Consider the following 23,143-nt stretch of genomic DNA (forward strand, 5'->3'; position numbering starts at 1 on the left):
GGGGTGAAAAGAATGAATTTTTCGATTAAAGTAATGTTAGTAGGCATTGCCATAATGTTAACAGGTATAATTTTTCAAAATGAACCTGGTCTGAAGCATGGTTTTATAATTGGAGTGGCTGGAATGATCGTTGTTTTGATTGGATTCTTAACTCCATCTCCATCTCAAAAAAGAGAATAAAGGTAATTAAAACCATATACATGGTCTATGATCCAATACATTAGTGTTCTAAAAAGGGTTAGCTGCTTCTAGGTATTAGGAGGGGATCAACTAATGTTGAAGCTTTGGCAAGAACCATTCCTAATCATTGGAGGATTTATTGTTTTTGAGATAATTCGAAGGTTTGATTCTAAAAACCGGACTTCTTATAAAAAGTCATTATTAAATATAGTCATACCAACAGTTATTGTTATTGTAATATCATTTCTTGGTGATACGTTATTAAATTAACTAGGGCTTAAAGTGAAAAAACTGTAAGAGGTACCTTTAATTCGATGATCAAAAGCAATGGAAGTTCGGAAACATCATTGAAAGACAAAACTGTTGCTTGTACTTATACACCTGGAAAATAGTACAATTGCAGCTCCTTAATTGCGGCATCTCATGCATTCCTTCACTTAGGAATGCTTTTTTATTTGTCAGTAAGAAGGAATTAAATATTATGTCTCGTCTCTGAAATTAGAATATTCTGCTTCTATATAAAAACTATGATAAACTTACTTAAATGGTTTAATTTACCTATCGAAGGAGTCCCTTATGAAATACGATGCAAATACATCTGCTATTGAATTTTATAGGTCAGTTGGGATGACAACTAAAAGTAGAAAGATGGAGATTATAATCGTGGGAAAAATCCTATGTTAATTGCAAAATGAGAAGTGCCTTAGCTGCCATTGGAGATACTCAGTTTCTACCTGGTTATTGTGTCCTTCTACCATCTAGAGAATTTGTATCTCTTGAAGAACTTGATGAGATTTATGAGTTGATGGAAAAAGCTTATTAAACAAATATTTGTATTAGATAACACAAGAAAGTAGGTACACATATGTTGATGAGATTATTTTTTATATTAGCTGCTATATCAATTCCGGTTTCTGTCTTGGTTAATCAGGAAGCTGCTGGAATACTAACGGCTTTGCTATTTATGTTTATCGGTGCATATTTTAGTAAACCGAGGTTCAAAAGTCAAAAAGATATGAATGGATAGAGAGTCCAGGGTTAATTGTTATTCTCAAGTTTTTCGTATGTGAATTTGTACGAATAGGATACCAAATGAAAGTTGCGAAAAGCTTATTCTCTATATGTATTTTGTTTATTTTTCTAATTGGATGCAATAATAGTTTTGCGGACACTCAAGCTAAAGGCAATCCAACACCTGAGGAATTTTTGGAGAACGAAGGGGCAGATATCTTTGTGAATTCTTTTTCGGCATTTATTATTGCCTCTTGCGGCTTCCATTTTCCATAGATAAAGACATAGAAGTTGGTGTCATTTGGATGGCTGTTAAATTAAATGACAAAGGATCTATTTATGACATTACTATTTGGGAAGAACACCGAAGCAAAGGCTACGGTAAAAAGGCTATGCAGGAAATTGAAGCCTTTGCCAAAGATAAAGGAATAAAAAGTATTGGACTTCATGTTTTTGGCCACAACAAAAAAGCGCGGGACTTATATGAAAAGGTAGGTTATAGAGAAACAAATAGTAAAATGGAAAAAACTCTTTGAGGCATATTTGGGGGTTAGATGAAGTTGAAAGGAAAGCAGTGATTAAAAGTGGGATTTAAAGTATATTGTATTTGCCACCATGCAGTGATTGGCTTTTTTGTCATTGTTCTTTCTACCTTTTTTGCAGCTGGAGGAATAGGTGAAAGTTATACGGATACCCCTTTTCCAAATCCTATCTGGTTCATGCCCATACTTGTATGGTTGATAGGAGCAATTCTTTCATTCATGAAAAAAACGGTAAAGATCGGATTAGTGATTAGCTTTTTGCCTCTTTTATTTTATATCGTCTTGTTTACTATGGCTAACTTTATGTAAATTTAAGATAGGTAAAAGACACATTGATCAAGTAAGAGGAGATGTAGGGGTTGAAATAGAACCTGGGACATAACTAAAAAGTTTAAAAAACGAGGAAGTATTAATAAATAGTAAGAGGTGAACGGAGCGGAAGGTGGCGACTCCTGCAGGATTTGACGGCAAGCTGAGACTTAGCAGGGCAAAGCCCAAGAAGGCTCAGCGCCGTCCCTGCGGAAAGCGTCCACCTGAAGCGCAGGGAACCGGCCAACTTGGCTGAGACACTTTTATCCCAGTCTCTAATAATAACTGAAATTTCAGACGTTAAAGAAGGCGGGTGATTTTATGGAAACTTTTTCAATCATGGGATTTATTTTTGGAATAATAGGATTCAATTTCGGTATCATTGCGTTTACAACAGTATTTACTAGTAATAATAAAGTAAAAGAATTGGAAAAAAGAATAAAAGAGTTAGAGGAAAAGTCGGGAATTTATAAAGAATGAATATATAAAGGAGATGAAGGGATAACCCATTCCTTTGATGTTAGAAAGTGGGGTTAATATGGAACATAAAATACGTGAACAACTTAACAACGTATATCCAGTAAATATCATACAAATTGAATCCGTAACAGAATCAGATGTTTCGATGCGCTGCTGAAGACGGTGTTTATTTTGGCAGATTAACAAATTATAAAAGCTTTGATGAACAAGCTGAAGAAGTTGCGTATACGGAGTTCTTATATAAAGAAGGACTAGGTGTGTCCCCAGTAATACCTTCTTTAAATGGGAAGGCTGTAGAAAAGATAACGCTTGAACAAAATGAAATCTTAACCGTTCTTTATAAAGCCGCGCCTGGTGCTCATCTGCCAAGAGAACAGTGGAATGCAAATGTTTTAAAAGAGTTAGGCAGGCAAATTGGAAAATTGCATCGTTTGTCAAAAAAGTTTGAAGAAGCTCATCAAATACGCTATATCAATAATTGGCATGATAATGAGGAATATAACTTTCTTACCTACATACCTGAAGAGGAATCAGCTATTAGAGGCATCGCGGAGGAACTTGTATCAACGATAAAGAAAATCCCTAAGAATAAATCAAATTATGGATTGATACACGGCGATATTTGGTTAGAAAATGTACTCGTTGATCAAGATTTGAATTTAACCATGGTGGATTTCCAGGATTGCGAGAAGCATTATCATATTTTTGATTTGGCCGTTCCGATCTATAGTGCGATGGAGTATTCGTTTGTGGGCGGAGGAAATATCATTGAATTTGGACAACAGATTAAGAAAGCCCTCCTCGAAGGATACCAGGAGGAACATGACCTGTCCCTGGAAATGGCAGATACACTTCCTCTATTTATTAAATTAAAAGAGCTGTTCGAATACAGCTTAATGCATATGTATGGGGATAAAGAAAAACGTACGGAAGAACAAATAAGAATCATGAACCATTTTAGAATGAGGATTGAAAACAATCACTCCATCCTTCCTGTTTAACTTTTTTTGGAAGATTTATATTTGTCTATTTTATTACTAAGAGTCGATTCTCCAAACATATGGGCAATCGACTTTTTTAAATTGACCAAAAATTTTTCTGAAAATAAGTTGACTATTCAGTTGAACTGTAATAACTTATTATTAAGTTGTACTATATAGTTGGACTGAATAGAGGTTGAGAGTATGAAGCATAAATTATTACCGTTGTCTGAAACCATGCATTATATTTTATTGGCTTTGCGTGAGCCGCACCATGGCTATGCCGTCATGCAGAAGATAGAAGAAATCAGTAAGGGCACCGTTATTTTGGCAGCTGGCACATTATACGGTGCGATTGAAAATCTGAATAAACATGGCTGGATTGAATCGGTTGGTAACTCAGGCAGGAGAAAAATCTATAAGATCACGACAGATGGAGAAGCCGTTCTGAAAATGGAGCAGGAAAGGCTGCTACATATCCTATCCTTGTATGAAGGAAGTGAATAAAATGAAAAAAGTTAAAGTGTTTTTTAACATTGAAAAAGAAGAAAAATGGCTGAATGAGCAATTGCAAAAAGGCTATCGCTGCACAAACATCAGCAGCTTGGGCGTATACACCTTCGAAAAAACAGAGAAAAAATATGTTTTGCGGCTTGATTGTCAGGATTCTTTACCGAAAAACAAGCTTGAGGAATACAAAGCAATGTATGAAGATTTCGGGTGGATGTATCTAAAAGGGTCCGGGCTCAGCGGTATAAGGTATTGGCAAAAAGAAGACAATGAGCAAAACGAAATTTTTTCGGATCGCCAATCCAAGGGGAACTATTATAGGCGATTAATGGCTTATTCCTTTATGCTGGGTGCGCTATGTTTGGCTTATTCTTTTATGCTTTACAGCGACTCAAGCTTATACCATGAAGGACTTTGGAGTATGGACGGTTCATTATTCTGGAAAGCCTTACTCTTTGAAACTCCATTCGTCATTCTGAAGCTGCTTCCCGCATTCATGGCTGTTTTATTTGCGAGCAGTTACTATAAAGCGTATCAAAAGTATTCAATGCTCAAAGAACAATAATGCAAAGAGTTATAACACGTTGAAGCGCTTTTTTAAAAAAGGCGCTTTTTTTGCATGGAGAAATAAAAGTGCAAGATGGAGAACACCGTAAGAACACATGTTCGTTTTATTTTTCACAATCAAGGGTAAAGATAGAACAAAAGAGCGGAGGTGAAGGCTTATGCTAGAGGTTGTATGGTTAAAACGAGATCTGCGATTACATGATCATAAGCCGTTGACAGAAGCGTTAAAGTCAGGGCAGCCCATACTGGTGATGTATATAGCGGAGCCTTCTATTTGGCTGGAGTCAGAGCTTTCTGCCCGGCATTTTCAGTTTGTAAAAGAAAGTCTGAACGATCTCCAAAATCAGTTTAAGGAAAAAGGAGGATCTTTAGCATTTGCTGTTGGGGAAATGGAGGAGATTTTAGAGGCCATTTATGCTAAATACGGCGATTTTGTCCTTCATGCCCACGAAGAAAATGGGACTCCTCTGACATTTAAACGAGATTTGCGTGTACATAAATGGATGAAAGAACGTCAACTCACGTTTAATGAATATCAGCATTATGGTGTGGTCAGACGGTTAAAGTCGAGAGATGATTTTCATGATAAATGGAAAGCCTTTATGAAGGAAAAAGTTCTGCCCAGCCCTAATGTTTTATCTACCGTTGATCCAGCTGCATTACCAGAACCACTGACATATAATATAGATATCCTGAACCAGCTTGAAGTCAGCGGGCCGCTGCTTGGGTCAGGACAAGTTGGCGGAGAAAGAGAATCCATGGATATATTTAAGAGTTTTTTGCGCGAACGCTCAAAGAAATATCAGTTTCATATTTCAAAACCGCTGCGCTCATCTATTTCCTGCAGCCGGCTCTCTCCTTATATCGCATGGGGCAATTTATCAGTTCGGTTTATTGTGCAGAAAACACAATCCACAATGGCAAAGCTGGAGGATGATCAGCATAAAAATCACCTGAATATGTTTATGTCGCGCATGCACTGGCACTGTCACTTTATTCAACGAATCGAGGACGATCCGGAAATCACCAATGTAACGATCAATAAAGCATTTGATGAGGTTCGTGAAAAATGGAATGAAGAGGTCTTTGATCGTTGGTATCAAGGACAGACAGGCATCCCCATGATTGATGCTTCTATGCGGGCACTGCATGAAATTGGCTGGATTAATTTTCGTTCCCGTGCGATGGTGGTGTCATTTATCTGTAATACGATGCTTCTGGACTGGCGTAAACCGGCCGACGCTTTAGCAGGACTTTTTTTAGACTACGAGCCCGGCATTCACTATAGTCAGGTTCAAATGCAGGCAGCCACTACAGGGTTTAATACGATTAGAATCTATAATCCGATTAAGCAAGGGATTGATCATGACCCAACTGGTGCTTTTATCAGAAAATATATCCCTGAACTTCGGGGAGTCTCAAATGAGTTCATTCACACTCCCTGGGAAAGTGGACAGGAGCTGAATGGTTATCCTGAACCAATGGTAGATATACAACAAGCAAATCAGCATGCACGAAGCGTACTTTGGTCGGTCAAACAAACCAAAGATGCAAAAGAAATTGCTGAGACCAAATTAAAAAAGCATGGAAGCCGGCAGTTTCCAGGAAAGAAAAAAGCAAAGGATTCATCAGGCGGTGAACAGCTGTCGTTGGATTTGTTTGAGTGAAAATCGCTGTTAGTTAATAGTGGTAAGAAATGAGGAAGAAAAGTAAAACTTTTAACCACAGGTATTGTCCAGTTAGGGAGGCAGTCTGCAGAAAAAGTGACACACGGATTCCTACTCGAAAATATGAACTTTTTATAGTTCTGCATTTGTTTATGGGTAAAAATAAATCTTACTTAGTACATTCATAGAATCTTTCTGTAGGAGACGACAATTGATTGAATGAAAATGGTCGCAAAAATGTGAAAGTAAACATTCGGTTGCTGAGAGAGTTTATTTTTTTTATTTCTTTTACTATTTTTAATTAAATAAATAATAAAGGATTTACTGAAATGAAAAAAGTTTTTATTAACAAACATCCCCTTCTAAACTTGAGAATAGGATAGTTAATTCAAGAAGAAACTATATTATTACTTATCAAGAACTAGTATTACTAAATTGAAAAACTATTCACTCCATAACATTAAAGGAACTCATTTTAAACATTTGTAATTCAAAATGGGTTCTTTTGATTTGAATAAATCGTGTGGCTAGTAAAAATAAATAAAACGGTTTACTAAAAAAACATTGACTTAATTTTGATTGTTTACTAAAGTAAGAGTAAATGTAAGCGGTTTCTTAAATAGTCATCGTTTCGAAAAAAAGATCGCTCGCATCTGGTATTCATTTTAAACAAGGGGGAAAGAAAATGAAAAAATGGTGGAAGGCAGCAGGATTTGCGGCTGCAGGTGCAATGATGCTTGCAGGATGTACAGGTACAGACGGGGGCAGCGGTTCAGGTGGAGAAGATGGAGACACCACATTGACTGCATGGGCCTGGAATGTAAACGTTGGCGCCTTGGAAGATGCGATGGCTTTATATCAGGAAGAAAATCCTAACGTGAAAATTGAAGTCGAGGATATTGGGCGGCTGGATGTGTATGACAAGCTTTCTACTGGACTTGCAGCAGGAGGCGTGGGTCTGCCTGACATCGTTCTAGTGGAAGATGATCGAATCGGCGGATATGCACAGGCATTTCCGGATGGTTTCTTAAATCTCTCAGATAAGGGATTTGAAGATAATGCGGATCAGTTCCCTTCCTTTAAACAGGATCTTGCCACGGTAAATGATTCGTATTACGCAATGCCGTTTGATGCAGGACCGGGTGGAATGTTCTACCGAAGAAGTATTTTTGAAGAAGCAAATGTAAATCCGGAAGACATTGAAACATGGGATGACTTTTTAGAAGCAGGTAAGCAAATTAAAGAAGCTACGGGTGTAGCAGCCATGCCGCTTGATAAGTTTAATGACGACCCAACATTCCGTATGATGTTAAATCAACTCGGTACGTATTACTTTGACGAGAACGGAAACATTGACCTTACCAGCCCTGAAGCCGTGATGGCAATGGAAAAACAATTGGAATTCGAAGAAGCTGGCCTGATTAAAGAAGTAGACGGCTGGAATGGAACGGTTTCTGCAACAGTCGATGGATCCGTTGCAACCATTCCATTTGGTGCATGGTACTACGGAACAATTATTGACCAGGCTAAGGATACTGCAGGGGACTGGGGCGTATTCTTACTTCCTGCTTTTGAGGAAGACGGCAATCGTGCGTCTAACCTTGGGGGTTCTAGCTGGATGATTCCTTCAGGCGGAGACAACGAGGATGCAGCGTATGATTTCCTTGAATTCTTCTCTACAAGCCCTGAATCACAAGTCATTGCAATGGAAGACTACGGTCTTTTCCCATCGCTGAATTCGGCTTATGAAGAAGAGATCTTTACAAGTGAAGATGAGTTCTTCGGCGGTCAGAAAATCTGGGAATTGTTTGCTGATGAAATGGCTGATGTAGAAACACCTTACTACACCGAAGATTACGCACTTGGTCTTGATGAAGCAATAAAAGCACAAGCAGATTCGTTTAATGGCACGGATCCTGCTGAAGCTTTAAAAGCAGCAGCAGAAAGACTTGCGGAAAGAACAGATCGAGAAATCAATAACTAACGGAATTTGACAAAAAAAGAGGTTTAGCAGGACGTCTTGCTAAATCTCTTATTCTATTCATTTTTAGGTTTTGGAATGCTGGGCTAAATCTAATTGTAGTGTAACCGGGTAGGAAACCCCAGCGCTCCAATCGATTCAAAAGCAATTATGCAGGGCTTTAAAATGCAGGGCTGCTGCAGGTACATAGTTAATTAAAACGGTTTGTTGCAACGTTTAAATGAAGGAATGAAAGAAGGTAGAGTATGAAACAAAAAGCATTGATACCTTACATGTTTGTCGGACCGGCAGTCATTTTATTTTCTATTTTTATGGCCTATCCAATCATTTATTCATTAATTTTGAGCTTTCAGTCAGGGCAGGGAAGCAATCTTGAATTTACGGGGCTGGACAACTTCCACCGGCTGATGAGCGATGATATTTTCATCACAGCATTGAAAAATACATTTATTCTATTAATTGTTCAGGTGCCAGTGATGATTTTCCTGGCATTGATTATTGCAAGTTTGCTAAATTCTGCCCTATTAAAATTTAAAGGATTATTCCGCGTATCATTTTTCCTCCCTGCGGTTACGTCGCTTGTCGCGTACTCTATTATCTTTTCTATCATGCTGATGAACGATGGAGTAGTGAACCAGGTGATTTCAGCAGTTGGGCTGGATAGAATTCCCTGGCTCTCGGATCCTTTCTGGGCGAAAGCTTCCCTTGTGATCGCCATGACATGGAGATGGGTCGGCTATAATATGGTCATTTTTCTTGCAGGACTTCAAAATATTCCAGAGGAATTATATGAAGCAGCGAGCATGGATGGTGCCAGCAGGATTAAACAATTTTTCCATATCACCATTCCAAGTCTGAAGCCGGTTATTTTATTCACAACGATCCTTTCTACCATCGGAACATTGCAGCTTTTCGATGAGCCGTTCGTTCTGACGAATGGCGGGCCGAGTGATGCGACGCTGACAATCGGTATGTACCTTTATCAAACAGGCTTCCGCTTCTATGATTTCGGCTACGCTTCAACGATTGCATACGTAATTGTGATATTGATTGCGGTTATGACATTTATTCAATTCAAAGTGACGGGTGATCAGGAATGAAGAAAAACAAGACGATTAAAAAGATCATGCTATATATTGCTTTAGTCATTGGAACGCTCGTTTCCCTGTTTCCGTTTTACTGGGCCGCAATCGGTGCGACGAACACAAGTGGAAGCATGTTTACCCAGCCTCCTACGTTGATTCCAGGCAGCATGCTGATGGAAAATATCCGCAATCTTAATGAATCAATTGGCATCGGGCGAGTGATGTTTAATTCCTTATTTATTTCAACTACCTACACCATTTTAGCGCTATTTATCTGTACGATGGCTGCTTATGCATTCGCCAAATTTAATTTCAAAGGAAGAAATACGATCTTTACCATTTTCCTGCTTTCGATGATGGTCCCTTATCATGCAACAATTATTCCTTTGTTTAAAATGATGGCAGCGCTTAATTGGCTGAACACGTATCAAGCGATTATTCTTCCGAATCTCGCTTATCCATTTGCCATCTTTCTGATGAGACAGAATCTGCTGGCATTTCCAACTTCGCTGATTGAAGCTGCCCGGATTGATGGGGCGGGGGAATGGAAAATTTTCTTCCGGATCGTGCTTCCATCTATGAAGCCGGCCCTTGCAGCAACAGCGATTTTCTTATTCCTTTACCAGTGGAATAGTTTCCTATGGCCGTTAATCGCGCTCTCGACTACAGATATGTACACATTCCCGGTTGCCCTATCCACCCTATTCGGTCTATCACGAATCGATTATGGGCAGGTAATGGCAGGGGTGACAATCGCGACAATTCCTATCATTATTTTCTTCCTGCTCCTTCAGCGCCAGTTTATCTCTGGAATGCTTGGAAGTGCAGTGAAATAAGGAGTGTTCGGCATGCCCATCTTTACGCACGACAGACAATTTCATTTACAGGGACAAGATGTAAGCTACATCATCAGACTCCTTGAAAATGGCCAGCTGGAACAAACGTATTTTGGAAAAAGAGTATCGGACCGCGCCGACTTCTCAGGGTTGGCACCTATGCCGAACGAACCGCTTGGCAATGCAAATTTCCCCCTGAAAAACAGCGGATTCACATTGGAGTGGGCGAGGCAGGAGTATCCTTCTTACGGGACATCGGACTTTAGAGAACCCGCGATTGAACTAGAAGAGAAACAGGGTTCAAGACTTTCTCATTTTATCTACCATGATTATCAAGTCATAAAGGGGAAGCCTGAGCTTAATGGAATGCCTGCTGTTTACGGGGGAGCGGAAGAATGTGAGACGTTGCAAATCACGCTAAAAGATGCGGTTCTCGAGGCTGAGTTAACGTTATTTTACACGGTTTTTCATCAGAGGAATGTGATCATACGACGCTGTGAATTAAATAATACCGGGACAGAACCATTTTCGATCCACCGGCTGATGAGCGCTTCCATCGATTTGCCGGATCACAACTATGAGTCGATTCAGCTCGACGGCGCATGGATAAGAGAGCGTCACCTGCATCGTTCAAAGCTTAAGCCGGGCCTTCATGTGATTGACAGTAAAAAGGGTGTCAGCAGCTCCTCGCACAACCCGTTTTTAGCGCTGGCCAGACCGAACACTTCAGAAAATGAGGGAGAGGTCATTGGACTGAACCTGATCTACAGCGGGAATTTTCGTGGGAGTGTGGAAGTCGACACATATGACACGACGCGAATCATGATGGGGATAAATCCCGCAGGCTTCAAATGGGAACTTGTACCCGAGGACACATTCTATACACCTGAAGCGGTCTTCGTCTACAGTGCGAATGGGCTGAACAACATGAGTCAGAGCTTTCATTCCTTATATCAGAATCATTTAATCAGAGGACAGTGGAAGAACAAAGAACGCCCGGTGTTATTGAATAACTGGGAAGCCACTTATTTTACGTTCAACCATAAAAAAATCTCGGATCTTGCATCCTCTGCAAGTGAACTCGGGGTTGAATTATTTGTCCTTGATGATGGCTGGTTTGAAGGCAGAAATGATGACACGACTTCTCTTGGGGACTGGACTGCAGATAAGAAAAAGCTGCCTGAAGGTTTAAAAGTCCTGGCGGATGATGTGCGAAGCCGCAGTGTTTCATTTGGTATCTGGGTAGAGCCGGAAATGGTTTCCCAAAAAAGCAGGTTATATCAGCAGCATCCTGATTGGGTATTAAAAGCACCCCATCGTCCCCATACGCGGGGAAGAAATCAAATGGTACTGGACCTTGGAAAAACAGAAGTACAGGATTATATCATTGAAGCTATTTCCCGCGTACTTAGAGAATCCCAAGCCTCTTATGTGAAATGGGATATGAATCGCACCGTAACGGAAGTCTACTCGGACGTACTGCCTGCCAGCCGCCAGGGAGAAGTCATGCATCGATACATAGTAGGTCTTTACCGGGTGCTTGAAGAGATTACATCAAGCTTTCCGTCCGTACTGTTTGAATCATGCGCGAGCGGAGGCAACAGATTTGATCCAGGTATGCTTTACTACATGCCGCAAACCTGGACGAGTGATAATACAGATGCTGTAGAGCGATTGAAAATTCAATACGGCACTTCGCTCGTTTATCCAATATCTTCGATTGGCGCACACGTATCAGCATCCCCTAACCATCAGACAGGGAGGGTAACCCCGATTGACTTCCGTTTTCATGCCGCAATGTTTGGAGCGTTCGGTTACGAGCTTGACCCCCAGGAAATGGATGATCACATTCGGAAGGTGGTTGCTGAACAAATCTCGTTAGTTAAAAAAGAAAGAGCCCTGCTTCAGTTTGGTGATTTTTACAGGCTGATCAGCCCTTTTGAAGGAAATGACACCGCCTGGATGACGGTATCTCAGGATCGATCAGAAGCCTTGCTTGCGTTTTACCGAATGCTTTCCCAGCCCAATGCAGGGTTGAAACGAATTAAACTGAGCGGATTAGACGCAGATAAAACGTATGAGGTTGAATGGCAGGAAGGGAGCAATCGCAGACACCGTCAATACGGCGGAGATGAACTAATGAATATCGGCTGGCAAATTCCGCCGTTTTTCACTGGCACAGTAAAAACAGGAAACACACATTTTTATGGTGATTTTCAATCCGCTGTCTGGAAGTTCAAAGAGTGTACGAAAGGATGATTGGTTTGAATTCAATTGTAAGCGCATTTATCAATGAATTTTCCGGGAAAGAGGAGGATGTACGCGTATTTTTTGCACCGGGCCGCGTCAATCTGATCGGTGAACACATCGATTACAATGGTGGCCATGTACTGCCATGCGCACTTGAGATCGGCACGTATCTTGCGATCAGAGAGCGAAGCGATTCAAACATCTTTTTTTATTCGGAAAACTTTCCAGAAGCAGGACAAATAAAAATCGATAGGCACCATTTAGTAAAGGACAAAAAAGATGGCTGGACCAATTATCCTAAAGGAATCGTGCACGAATGCAGAGACCTGCTCCCAGCAACAGGATATGACATGTATTTTTACGGTGATATTCCAAATGGTGCAGGGCTTTCCTCCTCAGCATCCATTGAGCTTGTCACTGTACATGCTCTTAATACACTGCACCACCTTGGTCTGTCAAAATTGGAATTGGTCAAGCTGAGTCAGCGTGTGGAAAATCAGTTTGTCGGTGTAAACTGCGGCATTATGGATCAATTTGCTGTCGGCTTCGGATCCCTTGACCAGGCAGTGCTATTAAACTCCGAAACCCTTGATTTCAAATATGTTCCGCTTGATCTTGGAACGTACTCCATTGTGATTGTGAATACCAACAAAAAACGCGGCTTGGCTGACTCCGCCTATAACGAGCGGAGAGAAACATGTGAAGCTGCACTGGAAAAATTAAAGAAAGCATTCCCGATTACGGAATTGTGTCATTTGTCATCTGAAGACCTTAAACAAGTTGGAAGTCTTTTAACAGATAAAGAAATGAAGCGCGTCAGACATGTGGTGACTGAAAATGAACGGACGCTTGACGCCGTTAAAAGGCTCGAAGAAAATGATCTGATTTCATTTGGGGAAAGGATGAATCAGTCCCACCAATCGTTAAGAGACGATTATGAAGTTTCCTGTCATGAACTTGACGTGTTAGTGGAAGCTGCGAACCGTCAAAAAGGGACAGTCGGCGCAAGAATGACAGGAGCTGGCTTTGGCGGCTGCACCGTTACTATCGTAGAAGATCAGCACATTGAAGCATTTAAGACAAATGTCGCAAAAGAATATAGCCGCCTTACCTCACTGGAAGCTGATTTTTACACAGTTAAAGTAGGAGGAGGCACAAGAGAATTAACAAAACCAGAAGCGTTGGCATTTAAGATTTAATTGAATGGAGGAATTAGTGTGTACGTAGGAGTCGATTATTACCCGGAACATTGGCCGGAAGAAATGCTTGAAAAAGATCTGGATGGCATCAAGGAGCTTGGTGCTAACATGATCAGAATCGGGGAATTTGCCTGGCATTTAATGGAGCCTGAAGAGGGCAGATTTGATTTCTCATTCTTTGATAAAGTGATCGAAGAAGCAAAAAAAAGAGAGTTGTCCGTTATGTTCGGCACACCCACTGCCACTTTCCCCGCCTGGCTTGCGGCGAAGCATCCGTCGATCCTATCCCAAAATGAATATGGACAGGTGCGGGCTTTTGGCGGAAGAAGACAATACTGTTTTAACTCGCCCGACTATAACAAGTATGCTGCAAAGATAACGGAAGAAGTAGTCAAACACTATGCAGATGAGCCTGCAGTCGTTGTCTGGCAGATTGATAACGAGTTTGGCCATGAAGGCAGTGACTGGTGTTTTTGTGAACAGTGCCACAGTGGCTTCCATCAGTTCCTTAAAGAAAAATATCAAACAACGGATGCGCTGAATCAGCGGTGGGGCACGATCTTCTGGGGCCAGACGTACAACAGCTTCTCAGAAATTCCGATGCCTGTTCCAACTGTAACCACACACAATCCTTCTTTAAAACTTGATTACACACGATTCCGTTCTCAGTCTGTCAATCAGTTTACTCATAAAATGACAGACATTACGCGTGACTTTGCCGGAGAACATCAGCCGGTCACCACCAACGTCTCCGGCGGATTTTTTGATAAAGCATTCGACCATGCTGAAAACGTTCGGCCAATGGATTTTGTCTCCTATGATAATTATCCGGTCTGGGGCGGACTGACAGAGCCGATTGCTCCTGCAGGAATTGCCATGACGCATGATTTTAACAGAGGATTAAAAGACCAGAATTACTGGATCGTAGAAGAACTAATGGGTGCGCAGGGGCATAACGTTATTGGATATTTGCCAAGACCCGGCCAGGCAAAGATGTGGTCTTATCAGGCATTCGCACATGGCTGTACCAATATGCTTTATTTCAGGTGGAGAGGGATGACGAAAGGGGCAGAACAATTTTGCTTCGGTGTGGTTGATCAGGATAACCGGTATGGCCGAAAGTTTAAAGAAGTGCAATCACTCTTTAGCGAAATCCAGCCGTATGAAGAAGTGTTAAATAAAAAAATTCATTCTGATATCGCTGTTTTGTATGACTACGACAATATCTGGTCATGGAAGGCCCAGGTGCAGAGTTCAAGCTTTGACTTTAATGCAGAACTGCTAAGGCTGTATGCGCCATTTTACAAACATAATGCCTCTATTGACGTAATTCCGGCAGACCGGTCATTTGAATCATACAAAGTTTTACTCGTTCCAGTTATGCAGATTATAGATGACGAACTCTCCAAAAAGCTGCATAACTTTGCCCAAGCTGGAGGGACCATCCTGTTTTCCTTCCGGGCAGGACTAAAGGATCGGGATAACAATATTCATTTTAAACAAACACTGCCAGGGCCTGTAGCAGAACTGGCGGGCATTGAAATCTATGAAACAGAAGCTCTTGCAGCTCATCAATCTGTACCTGTCAAAGATCAGTCCGGTCATACAAGCAGCGGCACTGTCTGGAGAGACCTGGTGACGCCTAAAGGAGCAGAAGTGCTTTGGCAGTATAGTGATAAATTTTATGATGAAAAAGCTGCACTTACAGTCAACCGGACGGGCGAGGGCCGTGTGTACTACCTGGCAACAGGATTAAATGAGTCTATCCTTGAACCATTAGCGTTAGACATAATTGAACATCATGGCATCTGGCATATCGAAACACCGGAAGGAACAGAGGCTGTTAAGCGTAATGAGCATCTTTTCCTAATGAATCACACCGGTTCAAGTCAAAAGGTATGTGGGGAAAACCTCGCTCCATTTGAGTCAAAAGTAATCAAGCTTAAAGAATAGGGATGATCGCAGGGAGTTGAAGCAGGCAGGTGGTTGTAAATGGCGACGTTAAAAGATATAGCGGTAAAAGCAGGATTGTCCATGGCGACGTTTCCAGGGTCATGAATGATGATGCCACGTTATGCTGCCAACCACTCTCCTGGTAAGAGAAAGAAGCGGAGCATTACAATAGCACAGATTCGGATTCCTCCGGGTCTGTTTTTTTTTTGCTGCGCTTACTCAGTACTTATGTGTAAATCAATTGGATCCAGGACTAAGTTTTGTAAGGTGATAGATAAAATGATGTAAAAAAATGGAGGAATTGACGATGGGTATGAGGAATTATCTGATTGAAGGCATTTCTGTACCGGGAAAATATCGGTCTGCGACGAAGGTGAATTTGTAAATTTATTATAGGGTGAATTACAGTTTCATATTATGCAATAGCGTGAAATGGGGAAAAGAATGATATACAAAGAAAAAGAAAAAACAATCGAAACGAAGAGGCTGCTTCTTCGTCTGTTCAACGAAAAAGATGCTCCGGAAGTTGCGAATCTTTGCCATAACTACAATTTGTATATCAATACACTGTACCTGCCCTATCCATATGATCAAGAGGACGCATTATCCTGGATAAAACATCATCTTGACCATTTCAATGAAAACAAATCATACGAACTTGCGATTACAGATAAAGTGACAGGAACATTGCTTGGCGCGATTGCATTATCCAACAATCCCACATTTAAAAATGGAGAAATGGCTTACTGGGTCGGGGAAGCCTATTGGGGAAATGGCTATGCTACCGAAGCGGCTAAAGGGATGCTCGAATTCGCTTTTATGGAGAAGAACTACAATAAAGTATTTGCACGATACTTTGATTCGGACGCTGCTTCAGGAAAAGTAATTGAAAAAATCGGCATGAAAAAAGAAGGTGTCCTGAAGGAACATGTCGTCAAAGAAGGCAAATACATAGACCTTGTTCATTATGGAATTCTCAAAAAAGATTTTGATCTATTAAACTAAAGCTCCCAAAATGACTTATTAGTGCGAGGAGAAACAGACATGATCCCAATAAGAAAAGCCTATGGCTACGTAACTCGATTAAAAGAAGGCAAAACACAGGTGTTAGTCTTTCAGCACCCCATCCCTCAAGCGGGCATTCAAATACCAAAGGGAACTGTCAAGGCGGAAGAGTCCACTCGTCATGCTGTGATACGAGAAATTGAAGAAGAAACAGGGTTAAGAAACGTTCAAGTTGAAGAGCTGCTTGGTGAAGATCTGTGGGAGAACGGTGATGGTACCATACATAACCGGTTTTTCTATAAACTATCTGTGTCAAATGCAGGGGATGAATGGGACTATAAACCAACAGGTGGTGGGGAAGAAGAAGGACTAACATTTCGTTTCTTCTGGATTTCATCTGGGGATGAGGTTGAACTGATCAGGGGACATGGAGATTATTTGAATTGTATTTTCAATTGAATCTTCTTTAGTTAACTGGCAATCTCAAGAATGGAAATTGAAAATAGTGAATGAATAGGTGTCAGAGGATGAAAAAATACATTGAGTTTGGAATAGGCAATACATGGCTGATAAGAACTGAAACAGAGTTTGAAGATGGGACGGAATATGAAGAGAAAGGAATAAAGGGACCCATAAATTTCAATTCTATGTATATCAGAATGTGGATTGGAAAAACAGTTCTAATCGCAGATTCAAAAGAGGGGTTTAAACGTCATAAGAAAAAGCGGAACGATTTTAAATTCATTTTCGGAATAAGCACGTGTGAAGGACCATGAAATGATTACAGATGAACGGGAGCCGACGTTCTTCGAATGTTTGTCATTACATCCTGAATTAAAGGGAAATCAGCTTACTTACATAAGCAGGAAATATACACTTTATTATTGAACTTTAGAGAATGTAATTCTATACCTGAGGTTATTGGAGTGTGTTTTCGTGGAAAAGGGAATGATTATTGTTCTAAATGGTGTATCAAGTTCAGGAAAATCAACGTTAGCAAAGGAAATAACGAAGTTACTACCTGACTTTTTTGCTTTTAGCGTAGATGATTATGATTTGGTCATAGAAAAAATGGAAGATAGAGATAATGAGCGGCTAATACCGGTTGAAACAGAATATTTTTATTATAGAAACGTCGCAATGTTCTCAGATCGAGGGATTAATTTAATACTCGATCAAATTCTCCATGATCCTCTAACATTAAAAAACTTTTATAGTGCTCTTAATAATTACCCAATATTTTTTGTTGGAGTTCATTGTCCTGTCGACGAACTAAAACGTAGAGAACAATACAGAGAAGACCGCCGGATTGGACAAGCAATTTCTCAGCTCAATTTTGTCCATCAGCAAGAATTTTACGATGTCGAAATTAATACAAGCACCAACTCGATGATAGAATGTGCAAAAGAAATTGTGGACCGATTGGAAAGTATTACTCCATTAGTAGGATTTAAAAAATCACTTGAAAAATTCGAGTCATCATGGGATAGGATGAATTAAATTTTTAATTCTCACAGCTATAAATTTCCGGTAGGATCATAGATTTCATGTTCCGAGAAAGGCAGGTGGTTTCTGGTATGAAGACAGCGGTTGAAAAAGATAATAAAGAAAAGAAGATTGACCCACTCCATGGATTCTATATCATATTTGTCGCCACCTCGATATTCATGCGTCTCTTGTCTTATACGGATGAATTAAATAAGCCTGAATGGTTTAAAATGATCGTTTTTTTACCCGCCGCAGCGCTATTATTTATTGGCGGCGTACTTGCAGAAAAACTTATAGAGCGCTATCGACCCAATGGCAAACTCATAACAGGGCTTTTTTTGGTGTACCTATTTGTCTATTTTTATCTAGTATTTAGATAAGATAGAAGTCATTTTTTGATAGAAAAACGATAGAAGAAAATTCCCATTTCTTATATTTTTGTATAAACAGGGAGGAAATAAAATGAGCAATCAGCCCGAAAAGGAAGAACTACTATCCGGCGGAAACGTATCAAATGTCTACCGTTTAGGCGGTACAGTGCGGCGGGACATAAAGGAAAACAGTGAGGAAGTCCACAAGGTCTTAACGCATTTGGAGAACAAAGGGTTCAGCTATTCACCGAAGTTTTTAGGCATAGATGATAGAAATAGAGAGATTTTGTCCTTTATTGAGGGCGAAGCGGGTAATTATCCTTTGGAAAAATATATGTGGTCTGATGATGTGCTTAAAAGGATTGCAAAAATGCTCAGAGACTATCACGATGCTGTAAGTGATTTTCCCGTTGATGAAACCCAGCAGCCTATAGACAACACGCCTCAACCATTTGAAGTGCTTTGCCACAACGATTTTGCTATTTACAATATTATTTTTAATCACGAACAGCCGGTCGGGATAATTGATTTTGATCTTGCAGCACCCGGGCCCAGGCTTTGGGATATAGCCTACACCTTATATACATGCGTCCCGTTAAGCAGACTTCATCATTCTGAGAAAGGCGAAGCTGTTTATTATGAGCAAGAAAAGGATGCTGCGCGAGTCAAACAAAGGGTGAAGCTGTTTTTTGATTCCTACGGGATGGATGGTATGGAAGAAGGGTTTTTAGAGATGGTATTGCTGCGGGTCGAAGGTGTATGCAAAACCATGCAAAGGAAAGCCAAAGAGGGAGATCCGGCGTTTCAAAAAATGATCGATGAAGGACATTATGAACATTATCAAAAGGATCTTGCATTCATTCGTAAGCATGGGAAAGAGTGGATATAACAAAACGACTAAAGGAGTGGTGAACATGGCAAAATCATTTATTGAACAAGTACATTACATAAGAATTCCGGTCAGAGACTTAGAAAAATCTGCACAATGGTATAGCGATGTTTTAGGGCTGCAGTTAGTCAGCATAACGGAAGATCCATATGCGATTTTAAAACTAAATGAGGGATCTTTCTTACTTATCTTAGTGCCAACAGATGATGAAACATTTGCCCATTTTACCATTCAAAATGAACCAGCCTTTATGATTGGCTTTACAAGTCCGAATTTGACCCAATTTCATCAGCACCTTAAAGAAAATGGAGTAAAGGTGGAGGATATAATAGAAGATAAAGGACATGCCTATTTCCACTTTACTGATCCGGATGGCAATAAACTTCAAGTGCATTGGTAGGGATTTATAGGATATATGAGTAAAAAAACTCTGTGCGATGACAGAGTTTTTTCAATGAGAATGCTTCACTCGAACAAACAATCCAACAAGTCCAATTAGGGCAAATAATAGAAAGCTGAAAGGGTACGAAACAGCCTGGATGATGCCGCCTGCAACGGATGAGCCAAGGGATTGCCCAATTCCTAAGAATAAAAAGGATAAACTAACGCCCATCGATGGGAGATTGGGAAAGATCCGCGATGCCCACACGATGAAAATGCCCGTCATCAGGATATAAGCAGCGCCAAATAAAGCGGCAGAAAAGTAGATGCTTACCGAATTCGGAATAGTAATGCCCGTAACGCCAAGCATCATCATCAAAAGCGTCAAACGATAAGAGGAACCTAAGCCTGCCTTCTGGATCAAGCCGCCCGCAGCTCCGCCAATGATCCCTGCCAGGCCCATCACGACCCAAAAGAGGACACTTTCTCCTTCACTCATTTCATGCACGGAGGTTAAGTAGCTTCTTGAAAACGTCCAAAAAATGGAAGAACTGAGACCGATCACAAAAGAAGCTGCCAGTAAAAATTTTGCCTGTTTAACAAAAGAAAACGACTTCGGCTTTTCTGTGGGGACAGATTCAGGCCTCTTTGATGGGAGAACCCGCATATTCCAAACCGTTACAGCAAGTGCGATAACCGCAAAAAGAATAAAGGCGAGCCGCCATTGGTCAGTAAAAAGGAGAGCGATGGGAGAGGTCACCACAAGACCAAAGCTTGTTCCGCTGTTCATCCAGGTATTGCCTCTGTCCTGATCCTTATTCGTAAATGATTCTGTTGCCACTTGAGCATAGGCAGGAGACGCCCAGCCGCTCCCAAGCCCGGCGATAAACGTGCTGCATGCCAACGCATAAAAGTTAGGTGAAAAGGCGATGCCCAATAAACCGATAATCACGCTTAAGCCGGCAAATTGAACGACTCGGAATTGACCCCATTTCTGAATAAAATAAGAGGAAGTCAACAGCGCTAAACAATAGGCTGCATAAGCAGTCGAGCCGACAAATCCGGCATTGCTTTCCGATAGATTCAATGTTTCAGAGATGGGGGGCAGAAATAATCCAAAGCTAAAACGGGCAAATGCAAATGTGACACCAATCATCGCAATTCCCGGCAATACAAATCTCCACATAAGGGTAACCTCCTTTAATAGATAGAACGATCATTATACTTTCGCTTCAAAAAAAAGAATAAGCAATTTCATCAGCTTACTCTTTAAACAGCATACGAACCAGATCTGTAAATTCATTCGCAACGTCGTCCAGATCATGCACTTCAGCTAAAGCAGTCGCTCCTTCAAACAGCATGGCCAGCTGCAAAGCCTTCTTTTCCGTCATGCCATGTGTGAGGAAAAAGGATCGCAGCGACTCTTTATGCGCAACAACCTGTTTCACAATTTGTTGATTCTCAAATGAATACTCTTCCTTTGCGCGTAAAAACATACAGCCATTGCTGCCTTCAGAGCGCAGCCAGCGAATATGTGAGTCAGCCAATAAACGGGCGATGGAAGTTGCGTCCTCAGCTTTTCCTTTTGAAACAGCCTCATCCATATAGGAAAAATATCTTTCCCCCCGCTGATTCAGCACCTCTAAAATCAGATCTTCCTTCGAATCAAAATGATTATACAGCGTCATCAAAGCAACGCCTGCTTCCCCTACAATCCGCTTAAGACCAATCGCATGAAATCCATTTTCATAAAAAAGCGCTTCAGCACGCTCGACTAAATCCTGTCTCTTTTTGCTCATCAGCTAACCACCTTAGATAGAATGATCACTCTAAAATTAACATATTCAACTAATGGTTTCAAACGAGAGAGGCAATTGTAACTTGGGCATAAAATGGCATTAATAGAATATGTGTATCATTTATCCTAGATGGGAGCCATAGAGCAATTGATAACAAGAGTCTGGAACGATGTAAGTCGGAGAATTAAGATCAGAGTCTGTCCAATCATCTTGAATTGGATTTTTCAGTTAGACATTTGAAGTGTTTAATGGGTTCCACAAAAAAACCGGTATACTAATGACGGCATTTTAAAGTATTTATTTCAATCCAAGTACCTATTCATCTTGTTTTTTCCATTTACGGTAGAAGAATGTCCGATAAATTAGGTATGGAATCAATGCGGCAAAAACAAGTACATAACCAAAAGTTTGAATAGGAGGGGCTGATGAATAGTGAAGAATGATACTCGTGATTACTGATGAAATAACGGCAAAAATCACTGGAATTTTATTTTGTTTATTCTTATACACTCATCGTTCACTCCCTAGAAGGATCTTTATAGTGTTTTTAAAACCACAGGAGAATTGTTTGTAATAGGGGAAAAAGACTAAATTAAAGTTATCTATACCTTTCTGGTTAAAATGTACAACTGGGTCTTGAGTATATTGACCCTAAGTATAATATTTACCATTCTATAATACAGACAGAACTCCTTAACCATACTTGTCGAACAATACATATTTATCCTATACATATATAAATCAAACTATATTTTTCAAAATTTGATATATTTAAACTATTAATATGGAAATGCGTTCAACAGACAGATCACATCGCTAACACTAATGTCTTGCTGACAAGGTACATCCATTGTCCGAAAAATGGATTTTTATAAGGAAGAGGGTCCCGTTGTTGAAGAAACATATTCTTACTGGCTGCCGTGTTATGAATATCTGGTCAAGGGTTGGCTTACTTTTTAAGTGAATACTTCATTCCAATCTATCCTGTTTATTACTTGACTGGAGCAACAATAATAGAGGTTTTATTATCATAGTCTCAGGTTTCTTGCTATTTCGCTTATATGAAAACCCAAAAGGAAATGAATATTTCATTGAACAACAGCTGCTAAAACTGCTTCAAAGTCCAATACTGGAATTTAAACAATTAGCAGCCAACGTTGCGAACCATTTCAATGAAACAGAGGTTTTGTCTCCTGGAGCTGTTGAGAAAATAGTGTCTGTTATACGAAAGGATAAGGAGATCGAGTATTATGCGGATATGTATTTTTCTGAAGAGAATTAGAAAGCTTAATACTTTATCCAGCAATAGTTCACAAGGAGATTAGTATGAAAAAGAATATATTAAAGTATCCTGTCACTGTTATTTCTTTTACTACTTGGCTGTAGTCGTGAAGATGACAATAAGTACAACGCTGACTTCCAGGGGACAATCCTTGAAGTAAACGATAATAGCATCATCGTTGCAGAAGACGGTATTGATCCTGAAGCATCCTATCCAACATACCAGGTTCTAATTGATGATGACACTAAATTTAGTGGAGAAGTTGAAAAATTTGAGGATTTAAACGAATTTCTAAGCAAAGTACAAGACCCTATCGTGTATTTATGGGTGATTGATAAAGGGGGAATAATAAGATTAATAATAGATTTGCCAGTGAAA

At 40.3% G+C, this 23,143-nt stretch carries 22 protein-coding genes and 1 pseudogene; 21 read left to right on the forward strand and 2 right to left on the reverse strand.

Going from position 1 to position 23,143, the window contains the following annotated elements; translation table 11 throughout:
• The first annotated feature begins 12 nt into the window (after nt 1-12).
• From ACQCT8_RS01070 to ACQCT8_RS01170, 21 genes and pseudogenes are all read left to right on the forward strand, one after another.
• A complete protein-coding gene (locus tag ACQCT8_RS01070) occupies nt 13-180 on the forward strand; it encodes a hypothetical protein (protein WP_426867842.1) in 168 nt (55 codons plus the stop codon).
• 1,265 nt (nt 181-1,445) lie between these two features.
• The gene (locus ACQCT8_RS01075; protein WP_426867843.1) at nt 1,446-1,727 is read left to right on the forward strand and encodes a GNAT family N-acetyltransferase; all 282 of its coding nucleotides are present in this window, start codon (nt 1,446-1,448) and stop codon (nt 1,725-1,727) included.
• Between the two features lie 48 nt (nt 1,728-1,775).
• Nucleotides 1,776-2,042: a hypothetical protein gene (locus ACQCT8_RS01080; RefSeq protein WP_426867844.1), complete on the forward strand. Its 267-nt coding sequence runs from the start codon at nt 1,776-1,778 to the stop codon at nt 2,040-2,042.
• Nucleotides 2,043-2,363: 321 nt separating this feature from the next.
• The gene (locus ACQCT8_RS01085) at nt 2,364-2,522 is read left to right on the forward strand and encodes a hypothetical protein (protein ID WP_426867845.1); all 159 of its coding nucleotides are present in this window, start codon (nt 2,364-2,366) and stop codon (nt 2,520-2,522) included.
• 58 nt (nt 2,523-2,580) lie between these two features.
• Nucleotides 2,581-3,523: pseudogene (locus ACQCT8_RS01090) on the forward strand (phosphotransferase enzyme family protein).
• A 183-nt stretch (nt 3,524-3,706) separates the two neighbouring features.
• Entirely contained in the window at nt 3,707-4,009 is a 303-nt protein-coding gene (locus ACQCT8_RS01095) for a PadR family transcriptional regulator (protein ID WP_426867846.1), read from the forward strand.
• 1 nt (nt 4,010) lies between these two features.
• The gene (locus ACQCT8_RS01100) at nt 4,011-4,577 is read left to right on the forward strand and encodes a DUF2812 domain-containing protein (RefSeq protein WP_426867847.1); all 567 of its coding nucleotides are present in this window, start codon (nt 4,011-4,013) and stop codon (nt 4,575-4,577) included.
• 160 nt (nt 4,578-4,737) lie between these two features.
• Nucleotides 4,738-6,246: a deoxyribodipyrimidine photo-lyase/cryptochrome family protein gene (locus ACQCT8_RS01105; protein WP_426867848.1), complete on the forward strand. Its 1,509-nt coding sequence runs from the start codon at nt 4,738-4,740 to the stop codon at nt 6,244-6,246.
• A 685-nt stretch (nt 6,247-6,931) separates the two neighbouring features.
• Nucleotides 6,932-8,230, forward strand: coding sequence for an ABC transporter substrate-binding protein (locus ACQCT8_RS01110; RefSeq protein ID WP_426867849.1), 1,299 nt, complete (start codon nt 6,932-6,934; stop codon nt 8,228-8,230).
• A gap of 242 nt (nt 8,231-8,472) precedes the next feature.
• The gene (locus ACQCT8_RS01115) at nt 8,473-9,327 is read left to right on the forward strand and encodes a carbohydrate ABC transporter permease (protein WP_426867850.1); all 855 of its coding nucleotides are present in this window, start codon (nt 8,473-8,475) and stop codon (nt 9,325-9,327) included.
• Nucleotides 9,324-10,148: a carbohydrate ABC transporter permease gene (locus ACQCT8_RS01120; protein ID WP_426867851.1), complete on the forward strand. Its 825-nt coding sequence runs from the start codon at nt 9,324-9,326 to the stop codon at nt 10,146-10,148. Before ACQCT8_RS01115 ends, ACQCT8_RS01120 begins: the two co-directional genes overlap by 4 nt.
• 12 nt (nt 10,149-10,160) lie before the next feature.
• Nucleotides 10,161-12,407 (forward strand): alpha-galactosidase, encoded by a 2,247-nt coding sequence (locus ACQCT8_RS01125; protein WP_426867852.1) that lies wholly within the window; start codon nt 10,161-10,163, stop codon nt 12,405-12,407.
• A gap of 5 nt (nt 12,408-12,412) precedes the next feature.
• Complete coding sequence (locus ACQCT8_RS01130) at nt 12,413-13,597, forward strand: galactokinase (protein ID WP_426867853.1); 1,185 nt, start codon at nt 12,413-12,415, stop codon at nt 13,595-13,597.
• An 18-nt stretch (nt 13,598-13,615) separates the two neighbouring features.
• Nucleotides 13,616-15,550 (forward strand): beta-galactosidase, encoded by a 1,935-nt coding sequence (locus tag ACQCT8_RS01135; protein ID WP_426867854.1) that lies wholly within the window; start codon nt 13,616-13,618, stop codon nt 15,548-15,550.
• Between the two features lie 444 nt (nt 15,551-15,994).
• Nucleotides 15,995-16,555: a GNAT family N-acetyltransferase gene (locus ACQCT8_RS01140; RefSeq protein ID WP_426867855.1), complete on the forward strand. Its 561-nt coding sequence runs from the start codon at nt 15,995-15,997 to the stop codon at nt 16,553-16,555.
• Between the two features lie 39 nt (nt 16,556-16,594).
• Nucleotides 16,595-17,014: an NUDIX hydrolase gene (locus ACQCT8_RS01145; protein ID WP_426867856.1), complete on the forward strand. Its 420-nt coding sequence runs from the start codon at nt 16,595-16,597 to the stop codon at nt 17,012-17,014.
• 68 nt (nt 17,015-17,082) lie between these two features.
• Nucleotides 17,083-17,331 carry a DUF3977 family protein gene (locus ACQCT8_RS01150; RefSeq protein WP_426867857.1) on the forward strand — a complete coding sequence of 83 codons (249 nt, stop codon included), beginning with the start codon at nt 17,083-17,085 and terminating at the stop codon, nt 17,329-17,331.
• A 160-nt stretch (nt 17,332-17,491) separates the two neighbouring features.
• Nucleotides 17,492-18,055: a chloramphenicol phosphotransferase CPT family protein gene (locus ACQCT8_RS01155; protein ID WP_426867858.1), complete on the forward strand. Its 564-nt coding sequence runs from the start codon at nt 17,492-17,494 to the stop codon at nt 18,053-18,055.
• A 77-nt stretch (nt 18,056-18,132) separates the two neighbouring features.
• Nucleotides 18,133-18,423, forward strand: a complete 291-nt coding sequence (locus tag ACQCT8_RS01160) for a hypothetical protein (RefSeq protein WP_426867859.1) — start codon at nt 18,133-18,135, stop codon at nt 18,421-18,423.
• An 82-nt stretch (nt 18,424-18,505) separates the two neighbouring features.
• Nucleotides 18,506-19,303, forward strand: coding sequence for a phosphotransferase (locus ACQCT8_RS01165; protein ID WP_426867860.1), 798 nt, complete (start codon nt 18,506-18,508; stop codon nt 19,301-19,303).
• A gap of 25 nt (nt 19,304-19,328) precedes the next feature.
• On the forward strand, nt 19,329-19,703 hold the full coding sequence (locus ACQCT8_RS01170; protein ID WP_426867861.1) for a VOC family protein: 375 nt from the start codon (nt 19,329-19,331) through the stop codon (nt 19,701-19,703).
• Between the two features lie 51 nt (nt 19,704-19,754).
• On the opposite strand, the gene ACQCT8_RS01175 is transcribed toward ACQCT8_RS01170, so the two are convergent.
• Together ACQCT8_RS01175 and ACQCT8_RS01180 are read right to left on the reverse strand one after the other, a co-directional pair.
• Nucleotides 19,755-20,870 carry an MFS transporter gene (locus ACQCT8_RS01175; protein WP_426867862.1) on the reverse strand — a complete coding sequence of 372 codons (1,116 nt, stop codon included), beginning with the start codon at nt 20,868-20,870 and terminating at the stop codon, nt 19,755-19,757.
• A gap of 76 nt (nt 20,871-20,946) precedes the next feature.
• On the reverse strand, nt 20,947-21,483 hold the full coding sequence (locus ACQCT8_RS01180; protein ID WP_426867863.1) for a TetR/AcrR family transcriptional regulator: 537 nt from the start codon (nt 21,481-21,483) through the stop codon (nt 20,947-20,949).
• Nucleotides 21,484-23,143 lie beyond the last annotated feature (1,660 nt).

It is taken from the genome of Jeotgalibacillus proteolyticus (assembly GCF_050107735.1).
Classification (GTDB): Bacteria; Bacillota; Bacilli; order Bacillales; family Jeotgalibacillaceae; genus Jeotgalibacillus; species Jeotgalibacillus proteolyticus_A.